This window comes from Pseudomonas sp. Z1-29 (assembly GCF_051131995.1).
GTDB lineage: Bacteria > Pseudomonadota > Gammaproteobacteria > Pseudomonadales > Pseudomonadaceae > Aquipseudomonas.
The window spans coordinates 5,485,080-5,505,497 of the sequence record NZ_CP071645.1 but is presented as its reverse complement, the minus strand read 5'-3'; the positions used below and the strand labels follow the sequence as shown (position 1 = coordinate 5,505,497).

17 protein-coding genes are annotated in these 20,418 nt (G+C 62.9%); 11 read left to right on the top strand and 6 right to left on the bottom strand.

Going from position 1 to position 20,418, the window contains the following annotated elements:
* Positions 1 to 149 precede the first annotated feature (149 nt).
* The 3 genes from J3P84_RS25080 to J3P84_RS25070 are packed head-to-tail and all read left to right on the top strand — an operon-like array spanning position 150 to position 4,079.
* On the top strand, positions 150 to 1,898 hold the full coding sequence (locus J3P84_RS25080) for a carbamoyltransferase family protein (RefSeq protein WP_434626407.1): 1,749 nt from the start codon (positions 150 to 152) through the stop codon (positions 1,896 to 1,898).
* On the top strand, positions 1,891 to 2,796 hold the full coding sequence (locus tag J3P84_RS25075) for a glycosyltransferase family 2 protein (RefSeq protein ID WP_434626406.1): 906 nt from the start codon (positions 1,891 to 1,893) through the stop codon (positions 2,794 to 2,796). The genes J3P84_RS25080 and J3P84_RS25075 overlap by 8 nt, the downstream gene beginning before the upstream one ends.
* Positions 2,797 to 2,819: 23 nt before the next feature.
* A complete protein-coding gene (locus J3P84_RS25070) occupies positions 2,820 to 4,079 on the top strand; it encodes a capsule biosynthesis protein (RefSeq protein WP_434626405.1) in 1,260 nt (419 codons plus the stop codon).
* A gap of 16 nt (positions 4,080 to 4,095) precedes the next feature.
* Here the strand turns inward: J3P84_RS25070 and J3P84_RS25065 are convergent, their stop codons facing one another.
* Positions 4,096 to 4,728, bottom strand: coding sequence for a toluene tolerance protein (locus tag J3P84_RS25065; RefSeq protein ID WP_434626404.1), 633 nt, complete (start codon positions 4,726 to 4,728; stop codon positions 4,096 to 4,098).
* 153 nt (positions 4,729 to 4,881) lie between these two features.
* Here J3P84_RS25065 and J3P84_RS25060 point away from each other — a divergent pair, with 153 nt between their 5' ends.
* The 6 genes from J3P84_RS25060 (at position 4,882) to hldE (ending at position 12,931) form a co-directional block, all read left to right on the top strand.
* Complete coding sequence (locus tag J3P84_RS25060; protein WP_434626402.1) at positions 4,882 to 6,003, top strand: capsular polysaccharide export protein, LipB/KpsS family; 1,122 nt, start codon at positions 4,882 to 4,884, stop codon at positions 6,001 to 6,003.
* A gap of 77 nt (positions 6,004 to 6,080) precedes the next feature.
* Entirely contained in the window at positions 6,081 to 7,163 is a 1,083-nt protein-coding gene (locus tag J3P84_RS25055) for an O-antigen ligase family protein (protein ID WP_434626401.1), read from the top strand.
* A gap of 73 nt (positions 7,164 to 7,236) precedes the next feature.
* Entirely contained in the window at positions 7,237 to 9,027 is a 1,791-nt protein-coding gene (msbA, locus tag J3P84_RS25050) for a lipid A export permease/ATP-binding protein MsbA (protein ID WP_305497257.1), read from the top strand.
* On the top strand, positions 9,027 to 9,923 hold the full coding sequence (locus J3P84_RS25045) for a GNAT family N-acetyltransferase (protein WP_434631519.1): 897 nt from the start codon (positions 9,027 to 9,029) through the stop codon (positions 9,921 to 9,923). Before msbA ends, J3P84_RS25045 begins: the two co-directional genes overlap by 1 nt.
* A 37-nt stretch (positions 9,924 to 9,960) precedes the next feature.
* Positions 9,961 to 11,394: a PIG-L deacetylase family protein gene (locus J3P84_RS25040; protein WP_434626400.1), complete on the top strand. Its 1,434-nt coding sequence runs from the start codon at positions 9,961 to 9,963 to the stop codon at positions 11,392 to 11,394.
* A 115-nt stretch (positions 11,395 to 11,509) separates the two neighbouring features.
* A complete protein-coding gene (gene hldE / locus J3P84_RS25035) occupies positions 11,510 to 12,931 on the top strand; it encodes a bifunctional D-glycero-beta-D-manno-heptose-7-phosphate kinase/D-glycero-beta-D-manno-heptose 1-phosphate adenylyltransferase HldE (RefSeq protein ID WP_434570040.1) in 1,422 nt (473 codons plus the stop codon).
* A 156-nt stretch (positions 12,932 to 13,087) separates the two neighbouring features.
* Here the strand turns inward: hldE and J3P84_RS25030 are convergent, their stop codons facing one another.
* The 4 genes from J3P84_RS25030 to J3P84_RS25015 all read right to left on the bottom strand — a co-directional run bounded on the left by J3P84_RS25030 (position 13,088) and on the right by J3P84_RS25015 (position 16,514).
* A complete protein-coding gene (locus J3P84_RS25030; protein WP_305497250.1) occupies positions 13,088 to 14,053 on the bottom strand; it encodes a metal ABC transporter ATPase in 966 nt (321 codons plus the stop codon).
* Between the two features lie 33 nt (positions 14,054 to 14,086).
* A complete protein-coding gene (locus tag J3P84_RS25025; RefSeq protein WP_434626399.1) occupies positions 14,087 to 14,899 on the bottom strand; it encodes an aldo/keto reductase in 813 nt (270 codons plus the stop codon).
* Positions 14,896 to 16,071 carry an NAD(P)/FAD-dependent oxidoreductase gene (locus J3P84_RS25020; protein WP_434626398.1) on the bottom strand — a complete coding sequence of 392 codons (1,176 nt, stop codon included), beginning with the start codon at positions 16,069 to 16,071 and terminating at the stop codon, positions 14,896 to 14,898. Before J3P84_RS25020 ends, J3P84_RS25025 begins: the two co-directional genes overlap by 4 nt.
* A gap of 110 nt (positions 16,072 to 16,181) precedes the next feature.
* Complete coding sequence (locus J3P84_RS25015; protein ID WP_305497247.1) at positions 16,182 to 16,514, bottom strand: DMT family transporter; 333 nt, start codon at positions 16,512 to 16,514, stop codon at positions 16,182 to 16,184.
* 103 nt (positions 16,515 to 16,617) lie between these two features.
* Between J3P84_RS25015 and J3P84_RS25010 the strand changes: the two genes are divergently transcribed.
* Entirely contained in the window at positions 16,618 to 17,508 is an 891-nt protein-coding gene (locus tag J3P84_RS25010) for a LysR family transcriptional regulator (protein WP_434570036.1), read from the top strand.
* A gap of 22 nt (positions 17,509 to 17,530) precedes the next feature.
* The gene (gene waaA, locus J3P84_RS25005; RefSeq protein WP_434626397.1) at positions 17,531 to 18,805 is read left to right on the top strand and encodes a lipid IV(A) 3-deoxy-D-manno-octulosonic acid transferase; all 1,275 of its coding nucleotides are present in this window, start codon (positions 17,531 to 17,533) and stop codon (positions 18,803 to 18,805) included.
* Between the two features lie 159 nt (positions 18,806 to 18,964).
* Here waaA and J3P84_RS25000 read toward each other — a convergent pair whose 3' ends face one another.
* Positions 18,965 to 20,404 carry a TolC family outer membrane protein gene (locus J3P84_RS25000; protein WP_434626395.1) on the bottom strand — a complete coding sequence of 480 codons (1,440 nt, stop codon included), beginning with the start codon at positions 20,402 to 20,404 and terminating at the stop codon, positions 18,965 to 18,967.
* Between the last annotated feature and the right edge of the window lie 14 nt (positions 20,405 to 20,418).

The following is a 20,418-nucleotide window of genomic DNA, read 5'->3' as shown; positions in this document are numbered from 1 at the left end:
TAAGCTTCGTCACTTGCTCGCCGCTAGAGGTTTGCCGGCGCTTTTAAGCTATAATCCCGCCCTTTAGCTGCCCAGCGCCCTTGGCGCGCGGCACATCAATTCTTCGCGGCGCTTGTCGCCCGTATGCAGACATAAGAGGCTAGACCCCTGTGGCATTGACGATTCTTGGCCTGTCCGGCGCCCTTAGCCATGATCCTTCCGCAGCGCTGTACATTGACGGCAAGCTGATCGCGGCGGCCGAGGAAGAGCGCTTCGTACGCGATAAACATGCAAAGAACCGCATGCCCTACGAGTCGGCGAAGTTCTGCCTGGAGCAGGCCGGCATCAAGCCGTCCGATGTTGATGTGGTGGCGATCCCGTTCGCCCCGATCAGCCTGTTCGGCGAAGCGCGCTGGCACTACGCCAAGCGTTACTGGTACGCCCCGGATCGCGCCCTCGATGCGATCCTGATGGGTAACCGTCGCTACAAGCGTTATCGCCGCAAGATCGTCTGGTGCCTTGAGCAACTGGGCTTCGATCCGAAAAAAATCAAGATCGAACCGGTCGAGCACCACCTGGCTCATGCCTCCAGCGCCTACCACTGCTCGGGTTTCCAGGAAAAAACCGCGATCCTGGGTATCGATGGCAAGGGTGAATACGCCACGACGTTCTTCGGCTACGGCGAAAACGGCAAGATCCACAAGATCAAGGAATTCTACGATCCGGACTCCCTGGGCGGTCTGTATGGCGCGATCACCGAGTTCCTCGGCTTTGAAATGCTCGACGGCGAATTCAAGGTCATGGGCATGGCGCCGTATGGCGATGCCAGCAAGTACGATTTCTCGCGCCTGGCCTCGTTCGAAAACGGCGAACTGGTGATCAACACCGACTACGCCAACGTGATCGGCCTGCGTCGCTATAAAGAGAAAGGCAAGGGCTTCTACTTCTCGCCAAAGCTGATCGAATGGCTCGGTCCGAAGCGTGAAGGCGACATCGCCGACGAGCCGTACATCCATTACGCCGCCAGCATGCAGGCGCTGTTCGAGAAGCTCGCGCTGCAGATGATCGACCACTACCTGGGCGACGTGCTCAAGGAAACCGGCAAGCTGGCCTTCGCCGGCGGCTGCGCACTGAACGTCAAGCTCAACCAGAAAATCATCGCCCGTGACGACGTCAAGGAGCTGTTCGTGCAGCCGGCCTCCGGCGACGCCGGCACCGCGGTAGGCGCGGCGGCTTATGTGTCCCATGCCCGTGGCGTGCCGGTGGAGAAGATGGAACACGTCTACCTCGGCCCGGCCTACAGCAACGAAGACGTGATCGCCGCGTGCGCCCGTCATCCGAGCAAGCCGGTATGGCGCAAGATCGACAACACCCCCGAGCGCATCGCCAGGATCATGGTCGACGGCAACCCGGTGGCCTGGTTCCAGGGGCGCATGGAGTTCGGCCCGCGTGCCTTGGGCGGTCGTTCGATCATCGGTTGCCCGAGCGCCAGCGGCGTGGCCAATCGCATCAACGAGCAGATCAAGTTCCGCGAGCGCTGGAGGCCTTTCTGCCCGTCGATGCTCGACACCGTTGCCCCACAGATGATCAAGGTCGATCACCCGGCGCCATTCATGACCTTTACCTTCGAAGTGGCCGAGGAATGGAAGACCCGCGTGCCGGAAGTGGTTCACGAAGACGGCACTTCCCGGGCCCAGGTGCTCAAGCGTGAATACAATCCGCGCTACTACGACATGATGAAGGCGCTGGAAGTCCTGACCGGCAATGGCGTGTCGCTGAACACTTCGCTCAACCGTCGTGGCGAGCCGATGATCTGCTCGCCGACCGATGCGCTGAACATGTTCTTCGGCTCCGACCTGCAGTACCTGATCATGGAAGACATTCTGGTCGTCAAGGACGGTGTGGACGCTTATGACTGAGGTGCTGATCAGTGTCGTCATCCCGGCCTACAACTACGCCGAGACCTTGCCGCGCGCGGTGAACTCGGTCATTGCGCAGTTGGGCGAAGCCCAGGCCGAGCTGTTGGTGATCGACGATGGTTCCACTGATGCAACACCGCAGGTCCTGGAGCAATTGCAGGCCGAACATGCCGGGCTCTTCCGGGCCCTGCGCAAACCCAATGGTGGTTTGTCGTCGGTACGCAATCGCGGAATCGAGGAGGCTCGGGGGCAATACCTGATCTTCCTGGATGCCGACGATGAGATGGCGCCGGGCGCGCTTGCCGCCGTGACCCGGCATGTTGCCAGTCATCCCGAAACTCGCCTGGTCATCGGCGGCCACTGGTCGGTGTTCACGGACGGGCGTCGCGTCCAGCATGCGGTAAAGCCGCTGCCGGCCACGCCGCGTGGGCGCGTTCGGGGCTACCTGCTGGACAAGACGGTGACCCTGTCCAACGGCGCCTGTGCCATGCACCGCGAGGTGTTCGGGCCGGGTAACTATCCCGAGCATCTGCGTAACGTCGAAGACATTCCGGTGTTTGCCCAGGTACTGGCGCGCTTTCCATGCACCGTGCTCGATCAGCCGCTGGCGCTGATCTACAAGCATGGCGACAGCATGCGGCATGACCTCAGGCAAAGCCTGGCGGCGGGCGTGGGCATGGTCGACGAGGTGTTTTCCCCGGCGCGCATGCCGCAGTCGTTGCAAGATTTGCGCAAGGCCTTCATGGCCCAGCGTTGCCTGTCGTTGTTCCGCGATTGCTACAGCGCCGGTGACTATGCCAATGCCAAGGCTTTTTATGCCCAGGCCGTGCGTACCGATGTTCGCTCGATCACGCGCTGGTCCTATACGCGCAAGGCTATCCGGTTGTTGTTCAAGTGAACGCCGCAAGGTCTGACGACAGCATGTTCCAGGCCGACGGAAGCTGGGCTCGAAAGGCTCGTGAACTGGACCGCTACCGCTGGAAACTGCTGCGCGAGCGCCACGGTCGCCTGGGCAGCCTGTTGCGCCTGGTTCGTGACGTGCTGGTGGATGTAACGATTGGTTTGCGCGCCAAGGCGTGCTTGAAGCATTCGACCGACACGGTACCTTGCGAAGTGCTGCTGCTGCATTCAGCGCCCAAGTCCATGGCGCTGCAGCGCAAGAACATCCTGATCGATGCCCTGCGCAAGCGCGGTCATCAACTGACGGAAGCTGCGCTGCGCGCTCCCGCGGATGCCTGTGCCCAGCGCATGCTGGCACCGCCGCCACAGTCCGTGCCGCTGCGTTACCTGGTCTATGCCGCCCACGCCCAATGGCTGGTGATGACCTATCAGCCCAAAGTACTGATCAACGAACGCAATGGCAGTCTGCACGCGCCGTTCCTGCGCCTGGCGCTGGCTGCACGGGGTGCCCGCCTGCTGCACCTGGCGCATGCCACGACATTGGAGTCGTCCCGCCGGCTGGGAATGAACGACTACGATTATTACGGCGTCTTCGGCCGCAGTTCGCTGGAAGCACTGCAAGAGCGGACGCTGCGGTTCGGTGAGTCGACGGTGGTGCTGGTCGGTTCCTACCTCGCCGACGAAACCTATGACCTGCCCGTCGCTGATCCAACTATCAAAACGCTGCTGGTGTTGGGGGTAGGGCCTGATCGGGAGAAAGAAGCCGGTTACCAAGACACTTATCAGTTGCTGCGCGATTGGGCCGGGCGCAACCCGGATTATCGCGTGCTGTTCAAGCGCCATCCGCGCAGCAAGGCGCAGTTCTGGCGCGACGCGGCGACGCGGTTCGCCAACATCGAGTTGCTGGATGTGGAGTGCTCGCTGGCACAGGCGCTCGCCCAGGCCAGCGTGGTCATCAATATCATGTCCAATGCCGGCATCGAGGCAGGGCTGGCGGGGCGTCCGGTAGTTCACGTGAATGCCGGCCGCGATGTGGATATCTTTTCCCACGCGTTGTTCTTCGGGCCGCAAGTGCGCGATGAACGGGCGTTTTCCCAGCAGTTGCACGCGCTTGAGCAGGACTATCCGCAATGCGTGGCCAAGGCTCGGGGCTTCGCCGACTACCATCTGGTGCACGGCTCCAGAGGGTTGGCAAAAACCGTCGAGCTGGTCGATGACTTGCTACGCGGCAGAGACCCAGCAGAAAAATTCGAAACCTTCAGGCTGCCTGCCGTCGGCTGACGTCGCAGCCTGCCGCTCAAATGCCGAGCGCGAGCTTCAGCTCCCGCTCGTTGCACACCTTCTGATGACTGAGATAATGCTCCAGGAACTGGTTGTCCTGGAGCAGCCATTCGCGGTCCTGTCGATAGCGCAACATGTGTTTGAAATTGCGCAGGCGCAGCCCTTTGCGTAGCGGCTTGCGATAGGCCTTCAGGTCGGCGACATCGATCAGTCCCAAGGTGTTTTCAGGCGTCAGCACCACGTTGCCCAGGTGCGCGGAGCGAAAATAGATACCGTTCTGATGCAGGCGAGCGATGAACTCACCCAGTCGTGACCGAAGGTCGATAGAGGTGTCCGCGCCGAGCAGTTGACGAAGGGTGCTGCCGGGCAGCGGGTCGTAATGCACGGCATCACGCTCGATGGCGGGAATGCGGTAGACCTGGCGAATGCGCGGGCATTCGATGCCGCGCGCCTGCAAGGTCTGGCAGTTGTCGGCAAAGCGCTTGGCATACGGTGACCAGAGCGCGGAGGTCAGCAGGCGTTTGCGGCGAAACAGCTTGAGCATCGAGCCATCGGCCAGGCGCAGCACCTTATCCCCTTGGCGATCGGCCTCAAGGACATCGGCACCTTCGCGCAGGCTGAGGTAAACAGTAGGGTCGAGCGTTTGCATCAAGGCTCCAAGGCTTGGCCCGCTGGGAGGGGCAGCCGGGTATGTTAGCGCAGTGTGCAGGCGGCAAAAACCGCTGTGGTATAGTCGCGTCAATTTTCCCAGGGTGTTCGCCCTGTTTGCGGGGCTGCCTGGCGCCGTCTTTCTGGACATTCCATGACAAAAACGCTGTTCATTTCCCTGGCCAAGCACCAAGGCCTTTATTTCAACCGCTTGCTCAACGAAACCGAGCTGCAGGGTAAAGTCGTTTCTCCTCAACAAATGCCTTGGCCCGGGTTCCGACGGATCTCCAAGGTTGTTTCGCGCATCGATTGGCCGAGTCTGATCGAGGAAAAGTGCGCGGAACGTCGGGTCAAGAACAAGAACAATGGCGCGCTGTATCGCCTGTTGCTGCGCCTCGAACTTCTCTGGATGGCCCTGCGCGCCCAGGCCTTGCTTGATCGGGAACGCCCCGATGCGTTGGCGTTCTGGAACGGTTCCCATCGTTATTGCCGGTTGCTCACGGCGCTGGCACCGAGTGGCTGCAAGACGTTCTTTTTCGAGAACGGCCTGTTGCCCGACACCACCACCGTGGACCCGCGCGGCGTGAACTACCTGAACGCGGTTCCTCGCGATGCCGGTTTCTACCTCGACTACCCGTATCCGGTGCCGGAAAACCAGGCTGCACCGGTGCTGATTCCGCGTGCGCCACGCAGCGCCGGCCCGGCGCCGATCGAGCTGCCGGCGCAATTCGTGTTCATTCCGTTCCAGGACGATCGTGACAGCCAGGTCCGGCTATTCTCGCCCTGGATCAGGAACATGCGCGAGATGTTTGCCTTGGGCGAGCGACTCGCCGAGGAGACGGGCCTGACGGTGGTGTTCAAGGAGCACCCGTCCAGCCGCGAGACGTACCCCGAGCTGCACGAACGGACCCATGAGCGGCTGCTCTTCGCCAACGGCAATGCCACGCAGCAGTTGATCGAGGCCAGTCAGTTCGTGATCACGATCAATTCGACCGTGGGCCTGGAGAGCTTGTTGTTGGGCAAGCCGGTGCTGACCCTGGGCCAGGCGTTTTTTAATATCGACGGGCTGGTGATGCACGCCGACGATGCCGATCAGGTCGTATCATTGGCCCGTGCATTCCCGCAATGGCCGCTTGATGAGCGCTTGCGACGCAACTTCTTCCATTACCTTTCCGAGTGCTATTGCATCAAGGGTGGCTGGAAGAATGCCGATCAGGCTCAGTTGCAACGGGTCGCCGACAGGCTGTTGGGTAAAGACCAATGCCCATCTGCCTGAGGCGGCTGGTCGATAGAGACAATCTGACGATATGGGCATCCATCGGCTTCCTTGTGCTGTTGTGTGGAGCATGGGTGTTGCCCAGCAACAAGCTGTACCACCAATTGCTGATTTTCCTGTTGTGGTTGCCCGCGTTGTTGGGACTGCTGCATCGGGATTTCCGCTCGATGCTCAAGCTGCCCGAATGCGTACTTTTCGCCGTGCTAGTGGCCTGGACGCTGGCAGTGCTGATGGTCGAGGGCGGCGATAACGCCTTGGGCAAGAGCAAGGTGGTTCTCTACGTGACGCTGACCCTGGCAGGCGTGCTGCTGGCTGCGCAGAATCGCCACTGGCGGCTGGAGTCCATGGTGCTGGGGGCGTCGATTCTCGGCGGGTTATTCGCAGCCGCGTCCTGGGTGTATTTCTACGGGCTCAGTGCCCGGCCTTTGAGCGACCGGTTGATTGCCATCGGCCTGTGGGATACGCCGATCATGGCTGCCCATGCGGTGGGGAGCCTGGCGATCATGGGCGCTTTCACCTGGCGATCCAGGCATCTGAAACCGGCTTTGATGGCGCTGCTGATGATCGCGGCGCTGGGCTATCTGTTATTTCTGGGTTCCAACCAGACCCGTGGGGTGTGGATCGGGCTGGGCGCCTGTCTGCTGGTGATGGCGATGGCGCGACCTTCACGCCTGGGCGGCGCGCTGGTAGCCCTGGTCGTGGTGGGGGTGGCCATGGTTGCCGCATTCGAGCCGGAAATCCTCCTGCAGCGGGGCCTGTCTTATCGTCCCCAGCTGTGGCGGGGCGGTGTTCAATTGATGCTCGATCACTGGGCGATGGGCGTGGGGTTCCATTCCTACCTGATTCCCGTCCCTGAAATTGGCCAGGCTTTCAAGCATCCGCACAATCTGTTCCTGGATACCGGTGTGCGCCTTGGCGTGCCTGGCCTGCTGCTGTTTGGCGGGCTGTGGCTGGTCGCAGGCTGGAGAGGCTGGATGTGCCGCGCGCAACCGCTGGGCCAGGTGTTGTTGGCGCTCTGGGTCTTCGCATCGGTTTCCTTGATGACCGACGGCATTGGCTTGTGGCTCAAACCCAATGCGGACTGGATGGTCATCTGGCTGCCCATTGCGTTGAGCATCGTGCTGGCTGCCCGAGGTCGCGCCGCAGGGACTTCCTCCTGACTGAACCGATGTAATTGGTTCGCTGTTACAATCCGCAGCTTGTCTGTCTTTTCAAACGTGCGAGGCGCACCGAATGGCCAATTCCGACCAGCAATCGAGCATGAAGATTTACTTGCGATTGCTGAAATACGTTCTCCCGTATTGGGGCGCTTTCGCCGTCAGTATCGTTGGCTTCGTGTTGTTTGCATCCAGCCAGCCGATGCTGGCGGACATGCTCAAGCATTTTCTCGACGCGCTGCAAAAGCCCAATGACACCCGCTTCATGGGGGTCTCGCTGGTGCTCGGGGTGCCGCTGCTGATCGTGCTGATCGCGGTTTACCAGGGGATCGGTTCGTTCCTGGGCAACTACTACTTGGCCAAGGTCGCCCGGGGCGTCGTCCATGACTTGCGTTGCGCGCTGTTCGACAATCTACTGACCTTGCCCAACCGTTATTTCGACAACCATAACTCCGGCCACCTGATTTCCCGTATCACCTACAACGTGACCATGGTCACCGGCGCCGCCACCGATGCCATCAAGGTTGTCATCCGGGAAGGCCTGACCGTGGTGTTCCTGTTCGGCTACCTGCTTTACAGCAACTGGAAAATGACCCTGGTATTGCTGGCGATCCTGCCGGTCATTGCCGTGCTGGTGAGTAGCGCCAGCAAGAAATTCCGTAAGCAGAGCAAGAAGATCCAGGTGGCGATGGGCGATGTGACCCACGTGGCGTCGGAGACCATCCAGGGCTACCGCGTGGTACGCAGCTTCGGCGGCGAACACTACGAAATCGAGCGGTTTCACAAGGCCAGCGCCGACAACATGAACCGCAGCCTGGGCATGACGCGGACCCAGTCGATCTACACGCCGATGCTGCAACTGGTGATCTATATCGGCATGGCCGTGTTGATGTACCTGGTGCTTTACCTGCGTGGCGATGCGTCGGCAGGGGAACTGGTCGCCTACATCACCGCCGCCGGTCTGCTACCCAAGCCTATCCGCCAGTTGTCGGAAGTCAGCGCCACGATCCAGAAAGGACTGGCCGCGGCGGAAAGCATTTTCGAGCAGCTCGACGAAGAGCCCGAAATCGATACCGGCACCCAGGAAATGGTCCGGGTCAACGGTCGCCTGGAAGTGCGCAACCTGAGCTTCCAATACCCGGGTACGGAAAAGCTGGTGCTCGACGATATCTCCTTCACCGCCGAAGAGGGCCAGATGATCGCCCTCGTAGGGCGCTCGGGCAGCGGCAAGTCGACCCTTGCCAACCTCATCCCACGGTTCTATCACCACGACAAGGGCCAGATATTGCTCGACGGCGTGGATGTCGAGCAGTACCGGTTGACCAACCTGCGTAGGCACATTGCCCTGGTGAACCAGCAGGTCACGCTGTTCAACGACAGTGTCACCAACAACATCGCCTATGGCGATCTTGCCGGCGCACCGTTTGAAGACGTCCGCAGGGCTGCCGAAGATGCCTATGCCGCGGAGTTCATCGAGCAGATGCCCCAGGGTTACGACACCCTGGTGGGCGAGAACGGCGTGCTGCTGTCCGGCGGCCAGCGCCAGCGCCTGGCGATTGCCCGGGCGTTGCTCAAGAACGCTCCGCTGCTGATCCTCGATGAAGCCACGTCGGCGCTGGACACCGAGTCCGAGCGGCACATCCAGGCAGCCCTCGACCAGGTGATGAAAGGGCGCACCACGTTGGTCATCGCCCACCGGTTATCGACGATCGAGAAAGCCGATCTCATCCTGCTGATGGACAAGGGCCGTATCGTCGAGCGCGGTACCCACGCCGAGTTGCTGGCGCTGAATGGCTTCTACGCACGCTTGCACGAGAAGGACTTCGTCGAGGCTGCCGACGAGGTGGCGAAGGAGACCTTCGTTTGATCCTGAGTTACTGGCGGGCCTGGCGCGAAAACGGTTGGACCCCCATAGACGCCGTGGCTTACGCCCAGGCCTGGCATCAATTCGGTGGCAGCGTGGCGACACACCCTGATGTGGTCGAGCGCCTGGCCGGGCTGGTGGGCATTCCGGTGCGCTACCTGGGCTGGCTCGTTGACGGCCAGCTGTGTGCCGCCATGCCTACCTGGGGCCGGCATGTGGCGCTGTCCAAGGATGTGCTCAAGCGTGAAGGCAAGCGTGGCATGCTCGACCTCGGCAATGCCGAGGTCATCCTGCCCGTCAGCCAAGGCGCCCAGGTTCGCCTGCGGCACCGCATGCGGTATGTGTCCGAACTGAATGCACCGCACATCATCGGTCTCGCCGAACAACCCGAAGGCCTGGCGCTGGCGCGTGAGCCCGAGGACTACAGCAAGAAGTTTCGCTACAACCAGCGTCGCGAGCAGCGCCTGCTGGAAGACGCCGGTGGCAGTATCCGGCCAATGCTCGACCTGAGCCCCGGCGAGCAGGCTGCGGTGTATGCCGACCTGTTCCAGCGTCGCTGGAATTTCGAAGCCCCCGGCAAGACCCATCTGGCCGAGGTGTTCAGCCTGATGCGCGAATTCATGACCGGCTCGCTGATCTATCTGAATGACGAACCGGTGGCGATCCAGATTCTGTATCGGGTCGAGGCGCCCGGCTGGTTCAGCCTGGAATATATCAATGGCGGGGTTGACCCGCAGAGCCGAGATTTCAGCCCGGGCAGCGTGCTTAGCTTCGTCAACACCCAGGCACAATGGGAGCACGCCCGGGCGGCGGGCAAACCGTTGCGCTACTCGTTCGGCCGCGCCGATCGCGAATACAAGGATCGCTGGTGCAACCGGGTTCCGGTCTACCAGGTTTGAGCGAGGACACGCAGCTGATGAACGAGGGAACAGCACCGTGAGCGCACGCAAGCAGCAACTGCTCAAACGCCACCGTCAACGCAAGCGCCTGGTTCTGGCCGGCGCGCTGCTGGCGGCGCTGGTGCTCGGCTTCACGGTCTCGTGGTGGTCGTTGCCGGTGTTTCTCCTGTTGGGCTGGGTGGCTCATGAAGCCTGGTTCTCCGACCATCTGTTCTATGCTCCGAGCGATGATTATCGCTATGACTTTCCGCCAGATACCCCGCAATTTCCCGTCACGCTGAGCGGCGGACGCCTGCAGGTCACGGGTCAGTTCGATGCCCGGCAGACGCTGATCCTGCAGGTACGGGTAAAAAGTCGTTGGCTGGGGCGGTTCCTCGACCCACAGGTGTGGATCGGTGAGGATCGCCAGGATCTTGAGCGGGGCGTCTGTGGCGAGCGCTTCCTCAATCTGTCCGGGCAAGGAGCCGCGCTGACTACCGGGACCCTGGCCTTGCGCGGGCGTTTTTGCAGCCTGGCTCCCCAGGCTATGTTGCATGTGCTGAGCAACCCGGATTTCGCCCGGCAGCGCCTGCTGATCGTCGCGCCCCATGCCGATGACGCCGAACTCGCGGCGTTCGGGCTGTACAGTCGTGCCAGCGAGGTTGCGATCGTTACGCTGACCCAGGGTGAGATCGAGGCCGAGCGTTATCGCGACATGGGCCTGGATCCCGCCGAGGCCGCTCGTCTCAAGGGTCGCCTGCGCAGTTGGGACAGCTTGGCCGTGCCATTGTGGGGGGGCGTGGCGCAACAGCAGTGCGTGCAGCTGGGTTACTACTGCCTGCAATTGGAGGCCATGGCCAAGACGCCGGACCAGGGCTTTGGCTCGCGGGAGTCGGGCGAGAGCGATATCCGCCAGGTTCGTCGGTTCAATGCCTTGAACCTGCCGGGTGACGCGGATGGCCTGCCGACGTGGCGCAACCTGGTGGCTGACCTTGCGCGGCTGCTCGAACATCACCGGCCCGAGGTGGTGCTGACGCCGCACCCCGAGCTGGACCCCCACAGCGATCATGTCGCCAGTACCCGGGCGCTGATGGAGGCGATCGAACTCGGCACCTGGCGGCCACAGACGTTGCTGCTCTATGCCAATCACCTGCACGACAACGACCGCTGGCCGATGGGCCCGGCAGGCCATGGCATTGCGCTGCCGCCGGCCATCGAACCGTTGCCGGCCGATGGGTTGTGGAGCCCGTCGCTGGACGCCTCCACCCGCATGGACAAGGCCATGGCCCTGGGCATGCAGCATGACTTGCAGGGCCGACCTCCATTCAAGCGACGGCTGCGCCGTATCATCCAGCGACTGCTGGCCGGGCGCCGCTGGCCCAGCACCGGAGAAGACGAGTTTTTCCGCAAGGCGGTTCGGCGCCACGAGCTTTTCTGGGTCCGGCGGCTGAAAGGGACGCCGCCGGAAGACGACCAGGCCCGTCGACCTTGAACCGTCGAGGTGCCTCGGCCAGCCCGTGCATCTCATCCGACAACCGCCATGGACGAGCCTTCCCCAACCCTGTGCTAATATCGCGCCCCTGTTCATTTTGTATGTGGGATGCTCCATGAAGTTGTCCATGCCGCGATTCGATCAAGCCCCTGTATTGGTGGTCGGCGATGTCATGCTCGACCGCTATTGGCATGGCGGTACATCACGGATTTCCCCCGAGGCACCGGTGCCGGTGGTCAGGGTCGAGCATATCGAGGATCGGCCAGGTGGCGCCGCCAACGTCGCCCTGAACATTGCCGCGCTCGGCGCGCCGGCGTCCCTGGTCGGCGTGACCGGCGACGACGAAGCCGCCGACAGCCTGGCCAACAGCCTCAAGGGCGCGGGCGTGCGGGCGATATTCCAGCGCATTGCGCACCAGCCGACGATCGTCAAGTTGCGGGTCATCAGCCGCCATCAACAACTGTTGCGGATCGACTTCGAAGAACCGTTTGCCACCGATCCCCTGGCCCTTGGCGCCGAGGTCGATCAACTGCTCGAAGGTATCAAGGTGCTGGTGTTGTCGGACTACGGCAAGGGCGCCTTGAAAAATCACCAGACGCTGATCCAGGCGGCCCGGGCCCGGGGTATTCCGGTGTTGGCCGACCCCAAGGGCAAGGATTTTTCCATCTACCGTGGCGCGAGCCTGATCACCCCGAACCTCAGCGAATTCGAGACCATCGTCGGTGGCTGCGCCGACGAGCACGAGCTGGTGAGCAAAGGCGCACAGCTGATGCACGACCTGGAGCTCGGTGCGCTGCTGGTCACCCGGGGCGAACATGGCATGACCTTGTTGCGTCCCGATCATCCGGCGCTGCACCTGCCGGCCCGTGCCCGTGAGGTATTCGACGTGACGGGTGCCGGCGATACGGTGATTTCCACACTGGCGGCGGCCATCGCCGCTGGCGAGGAACTGCCCCATGCGGTGGCCCTGGCGAACCTGGCGGCGGGTATCGTGGTTGGCAAACTGGGCACGGCGGCCATCAGCGCTCCGGAGCTGCGTCGCGCCATCCAGCGTGAAGAGGGTTCCGAGCGTGGCGTGCTCGGGCTGGAGCAGTTGCTGCTGGCCGTCGACGACGCCCGCGCGCACAACGAAACAATCGTGTTCACCAACGGTTGCTTTGACATCCTCCATGCCGGCCATGTGACGTACCTCGAACAGGCCAGGGCCCAAGGCGATCGTCTGATCGTCGCGGTCAACGACGATGCCTCCGTGAGTCGTCTCAAAGGGCCGGGCCGGCCGATCAACAGCGTTGACCGCCGCATGGCGGTGCTGGCCGGCCTTGGCGCGGTGGACTGGGTGATCAGCTTCAGCGAAGGCACGCCGGAAAACCTGCTGCGTCAGGTCAAGCCGGACGTGCTGGTCAAGGGTGGCGACTATGGCATCGACCAGGTCGTCGGCGCCGATATCGTCGCGGCTTATGGCGGCACCGTGAAGGTGCTGGGGCTGGTGGAGAACAGCTCGACGACGGCAATTGTGGAGAAGATCCGCAATAACTGAGCCATTGCCGTCGAGCTAGCTCCATGGCTGGGGAGCTTTTGTGGCGAGGGAGCTTGCTCCCGCTCGGCTACGCAGCGCCCATGAAAAATGGGGGTCGCTGCGCAACCCAGCGGGAGCAAGCTCCCTCGCCACAAGAGCATTTCCAGATCGCTGTGACTAACGCACCACCTTGCGTGGCACGATCTTCTTGAGCAACTGCCGGGCCTTGCCCTTCAATCGGGTCAGCCCGGATTCTTTTCCTGGCGGCGTCAGCCCTTGCTGGCGCAGCCAGTCCTTCCAGCGAATCCGCTCCTCGCGCACCAGCCAGCCGTCCTGTCGGGCGAAGCTCTCCGCCAGATACAACCCTCGGGTGCTGGCCGGGTATAGCTGATCCTTCTTCAACGTATACAGCTCGGGCAAGGGTTGTCCGTCCTGCAGCGGCATCAGGTAGAGATCGGGCCGCTTGCGGTCCAGGCGCGCGACCAGTTGGTCGCCCTCCAGCCGTTCATCGACATGGAAAAGGCTCAGGGACTTGGCTTCCTTGGGTACATCCAGGCGCAAATCGTAGATCAACTGCAGCGATGCCGTGGGCAAATGGACGTAGGCCCTTGGGCGTTCGATCAGTTGCAGGTTGGCGCAGCGCACCGGGCGAGCCGAGCCCGATAGCGGGGCCAGTCGAAACGGCAGGGCCTCACGGTAATGCAGGGCGCTTGAATAGGGCGCCGGCAACCACGTGTCGTTGAAACGTCCGCCGAGCCAGCCTTCAGGCGTTTCCAGCAGGCATTCTTCGGCTATTTCGTTGATCGCGGTGAGCAGCGGCAGGTTCAGTTCATGGGCCGGGACGTAGCCGGAAATCAGCTTGAGCACTACATCGCCGCGATCCTGTCGGCGTTGACGCACGAGCACCCAATAATCGCGGTTCTGCCAATGCAGCGTCAGGCGCACCGAGACGCCCAGGTTCGCCAGTTCCACGGAAAAACGCTCGGCATCGTCGACTGTCACGGGGCGGCGCCGCTGCAAAGTCTGGGCGAAATTCAGCGGCATGCCCACGCTCTGGTATGTCAGGCCTTCGGGCGTTGCTTCGACAGCGAGGGGCAGGGTCTTGAAGTTGCTCGGGTTTTTTCTGATGAGCGTACGCGGCATGTCGGCTCCTTGCTTAAGACCGCGTAGGCGGCGTCAGTTTTTACGCAGGACCTTGGCTACGGTCGCGACGTTATGGGCGAGGTGCAGCGGATTGATGGTGCCGACAATAGCACTGGCAACCCCGGGATGCTCAAACAACAGTTCGAAGCTGGTGCGAACCGGGTCTTCGCCGGGGCTCAGGCAGACGTGACCGCTGGCCAGGGCTTTTTTTACCAGGATCGCCTTGCCGTGCTCGCTTGCGTAGTCAATGACCGCCTTTTCGCTTCGTTCGTTCAGATTGTAGGTGACCATCGCACAATCACCTTGCTCCAGGGCTTTCAAGCCGCCGTCGACGGTCTTGCCGGAGAAACCGAAGCCACCGATCTTGCCCTCGCGCTTGAGGGCCGCCAGGGTCGGGTAGACCTCGCTGTCGTTGAGGATCGCCAGGTCGTTGCCGTCCGAGTGCACCAGTACCAGGTCGATATACTCGGTTTCCAGGCGTTTGAGACTGCGCTCCACCGAAAACCGCGTATGGGCGGCGCTGAAGTCGTGGCGCGACTGGCCATCGTTGAACTCCTCACCGACCTTGCTGACGATCACCCAGTCGTGACGCTGGCCGCGCAGTAGTGGGCCGAGGCGTTCTTCGCTGTGCCCATAAGCCGGTGCGGTGTCGATCAGGTTGATGCCCAGCTCGCGGGCCAGCTTGAGCAGCATGCGCGCTTCGCTGTCATCCGGGATGCGAAAACCGTTGGGGTACTTGACGCCCTGGTCGCGGCCAAGCTTGACCGTGCCCAGGCCCAGGGGAGAAACCAGCGGGCCGTTATGGCCCAGCGGGCGATGCAGGTCGTGCAGGGTCGGTAGGCTCATGGCAACAATTGCTCCCAGGCGGGGACGCCCATGGGCGGTTTCGGCAGGGCCGGCAGCGGGGCGGGGTGGCTGGGCTGGATGCCGTCGCGTTGCAGCGCGGTGATGACCCGGTCGGAAAAGTCCGGGGCCAGCGCCAGCTTGGTCGGCCAACCCACCAGCAGGCGTCCTTGCTCGGCGACAAAAGCATTGTCCGGACGGGTCAGGCCCGATTGCAGCGGTTCGGCGCGCGCGACCCGCAGCGTGGCCCATTGCGCCGTACTGAGGTCGACCCACGGCAACAACTGGCTGATTTCTTTCTGGGCGACGGCAATCTGCGCGGCGGGTTCGCGAGCGACGGCATCGCCCTCGGCGAGGTCGCCACCCAGGTACCAGACCCACTGGCCGTCGGCTGCCGGGTGCGTGGTTACGGTGACGCGTGGCTTCGGTCCGCCGCCCAGGCAGTGCGCATACAACGGCTTGAGGCTCGGCCCCTTGACCAGCACCATGTGCAGCGGCCGGGTCTGCATGGCCGGCTGATCCAGGCCAAGGGCGTTGAGCAAGTCGGCAGTGCCTCCGCCAGCACTGAGGACAATGCGTTGGGCGCGGATCTCGCGGTCGTCGACCTTCAGTCCGACCAGCTCGCCCTGTTCGTGCAAGGGTTCGATGCGCTGCCCGGCCAGCAGGCTGTCGCCGGCCAGGTCCGCCAGGCGGGCAATCAGGCTGGGAACGTCCACCACCAGCTCGGCGAGGCGGTAGACCTTGCCCTTGAAGCGCTTGTCCTGCAGGGCCGGCGGCAGTTGCTCGCCTTTGACCTGGTCGACGCGACCGCGCACGGCCTTGCTGGCGAAGAAACTGGTCAGGTTGCCGGCCAGGGTGCCGGGAGACCAGAGGTAATGAGCGTCGGACAACATGCGTACGCCGGACAGATCCAACTCACCGTCGCCCTTCAGGGCTTCGCGCCAGCGTCGCGGCATATCGGCGATGGCTTCCGAGGCGCCGGTCAGGGCTCCGTGCAGCGCGTATTTGGCGCCCCCATGAATGATGCCCTGGGATTTGACACTCTGCCCGCCACCGAGGCTGGCGCTTTCCACCAGCACGGTTGAAAACCCCTGGCGGCGCAAGCGCGCGTTCAGCCAGAGGCCGGCGACTCCGGCGCCGACAATCAGGATGTCGGTGGAAATAACGGATGGCATGCAGCGACCTCGGAGGAAATGAAGCGGCAAGTTTCAAGCTTCAAGCTGCAAGTTACAAGCGAGAGGGTATCGCTTCCGCTTGCAGCTTAAAGCTTGGAGCTTGCGCTGCTTTAGTGCCCCGCCGTCTTGGAAAACAACTGAATCACCACCACCCCCAGCACGATCAACGCCATCCCCAGCATCGCCGGTACGTCGAGTTTCTGGCCGTAGATGAACAGCGCCGCCACGCTGACCATGACGATGCCCATCCCGGCCCAGACCGCGTAGGCCACGCCTACCGGTACGGTGCGCACCACCAGCGTCAGCATCCAGAACGCAATGCCGTAACCGGCGACGACCAGCAGCAGGGGCAGCGGTGTGCTCAAGCCTTTGACCGCTTTCATCGAAACGGTGGCGATCACTTCGGCGCAGATGGCGATGGCCAGGTAGTAATAGGCGTTCATGGGCAGATCCTCATTGACGGTTGCGTGTTTCGATGGGGCCATTCTAGAGAACGAGCAGATGCGGTAAAGTCATTACCTATCTGTAATGGAGATAGGTTGCGCCATGAATGTTCAATGGAATCTGGAGCAGTTGCGGCTGTTTGTCGGTGTGGCCGAGAAACGCTCGTTTTCCGCCGTGGCTCGGGACCAGCGCAAGGCGCAGTCGGCCATCAGCAGCGCGATTGCCCTGCTCGAAGCCGACCTTGGCGTGAACCTTTTCGAGCGCAGCAGCGGTCGCCAACCCCGGCTCACCGATGCGGGCGAGACGCTGCTGGAAGAGGCGCGGGAAGTGTTGCGCCAATGCGAGCGGCTCAACGGTCGAGCCCTGGCCTTGATGCGCGGGCAGGAGGCTTCGCTGCGCCTGGCCCAGGATGAAGCCATGCCCTATCAACCGGTAATCGACAGCCTGGTGGCGCTGGCCGAGCAGTTTCCAACGCTCGAAGTGCAGCTTGCCAGCGCCGCCCAGGGCGACGTGGCGCGCAAACTGGTGGAACGTCGCGCCGATCTCGGCTTGCTGTTCTATCACGATCAGATCCCAGAGGCGCTGGAGCGGCGGGTGCTGGGCAGCGTCGAGATGGTCACGGTGTGTGGCCGGGGCCATCCACTGGCGCACCATGGCTATGTGTCGTGCCGGGAAATGGCCCGGCACCGGCAGTTGCTGATGGCGACCCAGACCAGCGTCTACCCCGGCAGCGAGCAGGCCAGCCCGCAGGTCTGGCGCGCCGACAGCTTCTATGTGCTCGCCGAATGGCTCAGAAGTGGCCTGGGCTGGGCCTGGCTCCCTCGCCACGTTGTGCAATACCCGGCCTATCTGGGAGAGATGGTCGAGCTGAGCAGCGAATGGACCCCGCCGGCCCTGGTGGTGGAGCTGGTCTGGCGTCGCGATGAACCGCTGGGCCCGGCCGCGCGCTGGCTGGCGGAACGTTTTGCCGTGCAGTTGCAGGCGATTGGCTGAAAAACCGATAAACTCCGCCGCCATGAACAGAACTCTCTATAGCGCATTGTTTTATCTGGGGCTGCCGCTGGTGGCGATTCGGCTGTGGTTGCGGACACGCAAGGCGCCGGCCTATGCCCGCCGCATCGGCGAGCGGTTTGCGTGGGGCTTGCCAGCACTGGTTCCGGGCGGCATCTGGGTCCATGCGGTGTCGGTGGGCGAGAGCATTGCCGCCGCGCCGATGATCCGCGCCTTGCTGCAACGTTATCCACAGCTGCTGATCACGGTGACGTGCATGACGCCCACCGGTTCGGAGCGGATCAAGGCGTTGTTCGCCGAGGAGCCGCGCGTCCAGCATTGCTATCTGCCTTATGACCTGCCTTGCGCGGCCAGGCGTTTTCTCGATCAGGTCCGGCCGAAGCTGGCGGTGATCATGGAAACCGAGCTGTGGCCCAACCACATCCATCAATGCGCCAGGCGCGGTATCCCGGTGGCGTTGGCCAATGCCCGGCTCTCGGAGCGTTCGGCGCGCGGCTATGCCCGTTTTCCCAAACTGACCCGGCCGATGCTCGGCGAGATGAGCCTGTTTGCCGTGCAGACCGAAGCCGAGGCCGAGCGGTTTCGCCAACTCGGTGCCCGAGCCGAAACCGTCGAGGTGACGGGCTCGATCAAGTTCGACCTGACCATCGACCCGCAACTGCTCGAAAGCGCCAGCGCCCTGCGCCGCCAATGGCAAGCCGTGGAGCGCCCGGTGTGGATCGCCGCCAGCACCCATGGGGGTGAGGATGAAGTGGTGCTGGCAGCCCACCAAAGGCTGCTCGCCAGTTATCCCGATGCGTTGTTGATCCTGGTGCCGCGGCATCCGGAACGCTTCGATTCGGTGGCGCAGTTGTGTGAGCGTGAAGGTTTCGCCACGGTCCGGCGTTCCAGTGCGCAACCGGTCACTGCCCAGGCATCGGTGCTGCTGGGCGACACCATGGGCGAGCTGCTGTTTCTCTACGCGCTGGCCGACAGCGCTTTTGTCGGCGGCAGCCTGGTGCCCAACGGCGGGCACAACCTGCTCGAACCGGCGGCGCTGGAAAAACCGGTCCTAAGTGGCCCACATCTGTTCAACTTCCTCGAAATCGCCGCGCAACTACGGGCGGCCGGGGCGTTGCAGGAAGTCGAAGATGCCGAAAGCCTGGCCCTGGCGGTACAGCGCCTGTTCGAACTGCCCCGCGATGCCCAGCGCATGGCCGAGGCGGGGTTGAAGGTGATGCGCAGCAACCAGGGCGCGTTGCAGCGATTGCTGGACGGGTTGGGGCGGTTGCTCGATTGAGCTTTTGTGGCGAGGGAGCTTGCTCCCGCTCGGCTGCGAAGCAGTCGTAAAATCGGCACTACCGTTCTGGCTGGCGGAACGCGGTGACTGGCCTTGGGCCTGCTTGGCAGGCCAGCGGGAGCAAGCTCCCTCGCCACAGGGGGATTGCTTGCAGGTGTGCTACTGCGCCGGCCGAGCGCGCAGTTGCTGCGCGGCGGCCTGTGCCAGGTCCGGCGGCAGGAAGTCCTTGTCCGGGTTGTAGTCGGGCTTGAGGTAGCGTGACAGGGCCTGCAGGTCTTCCGGGCTCAACGTCCCGGCGGCCTGTTTGAGGCGCAGATTGTCGAGGATGTAGTCGTACCGGGCGTTGTTGTAATCGCGCACCGAAGTGTACAGCTGGCGCTGGGCGTCGAGCACATCGACGATGTTGCGGGTGCCCACCTGATAGCCGATTTCCGTGGCGTCCACCGCGCTCTGGTTGGAAATGATCGACTGGCGCCGGGCCTGGACCTGTTCCACATCGGTGTTCACCGCGCGGTGCAGGTTGCGGGTGTTCTCCACCACCTGGCGGCGCAGGCCTTCGCGCTGCTGCTCGGTCTGGGTGAGTTGCGAGTAGGACTCGCGCACCTGAGAGCTGGTCAGCCCGCCGCTGTAGATCGGAATGCTCAATTGCAGGCCGATGGTCCGTTGCTCGGCGTCGCCACCGTAGCGCTGGCCGGTGGGGTTCGGGTTGGTAAAACCGAGGCCGTCGTTGTCACCTTTGCGGTATTGCGCGATGGCGTCGAGGGTTGGCGCGTGGCCGGCCTTGCGCTGGCGCAGGGTGTCTTCGGCGGCGGTGACGGCATAGTTGCTGGCCAGCAGATTGAGGTTTTGCCGGGCAGCGGTGTCGACCCAGGCCTTGGCGTCGTTGGGCGCCGGCGGCAGGATCGGCAGGGTGTGGACGACGCCCTGGATCGCATTGTATTGGCGGTTGGTCAGGGTGATCAGCGCTTCAAAGGCATCTTCGACCTGGCGCTGCGCGATGATCCGGTTGGCCCGCGCGGTATCGTAGCTGGCCTGGGACTGCAGCACGTCGGTCTTGTCCGAAAGACCGACGTCGAAGCGTTCGTTGGACTGGTCGAGCTGGCGCTTGAACGCGGCTTCCTCGGCCTTGGTCGAGGCCAGGTTGTCCTGGCTGCGCAGCACATTGAAATAGGCTTCGGCGCTTTGCAGGATCAGGTTCTGCTCGGTGGCCGACAACTGCAGCGACGCTTGTTCGTTGACCGATTTGGCGGCCTGCAACTGGAACCAGCGGTCGGCGCGGAAAATCGGCTGGGACAAGGTGGCCTGGTACACCGTCGAGCTGCGGGTGGCGGTCATCGCCGGCTGGTCGAGCTCGGTGCGGGTGTTGTTCAGGTCGGCTCCGGCCGAAAGATTGGGCAACAGCCCGGCGCGGGCCTGGGGCACCACTTCTTTCTGGGCGCCGTATTGGGCGCGGGCGGCGGCCAGGTCGGCGTTGTTGTCCACCGCTTCCTGGTACACGCTGACCAGGTCGGTTCTGGTGGATAACGGGGCTTCGGCGGCCCAGGCCATTCCATTGGTCGCACAAGACACGGCAAGGGCCAGTGAGAGTTTGCGCAGCATGAGGCGATCCCTAC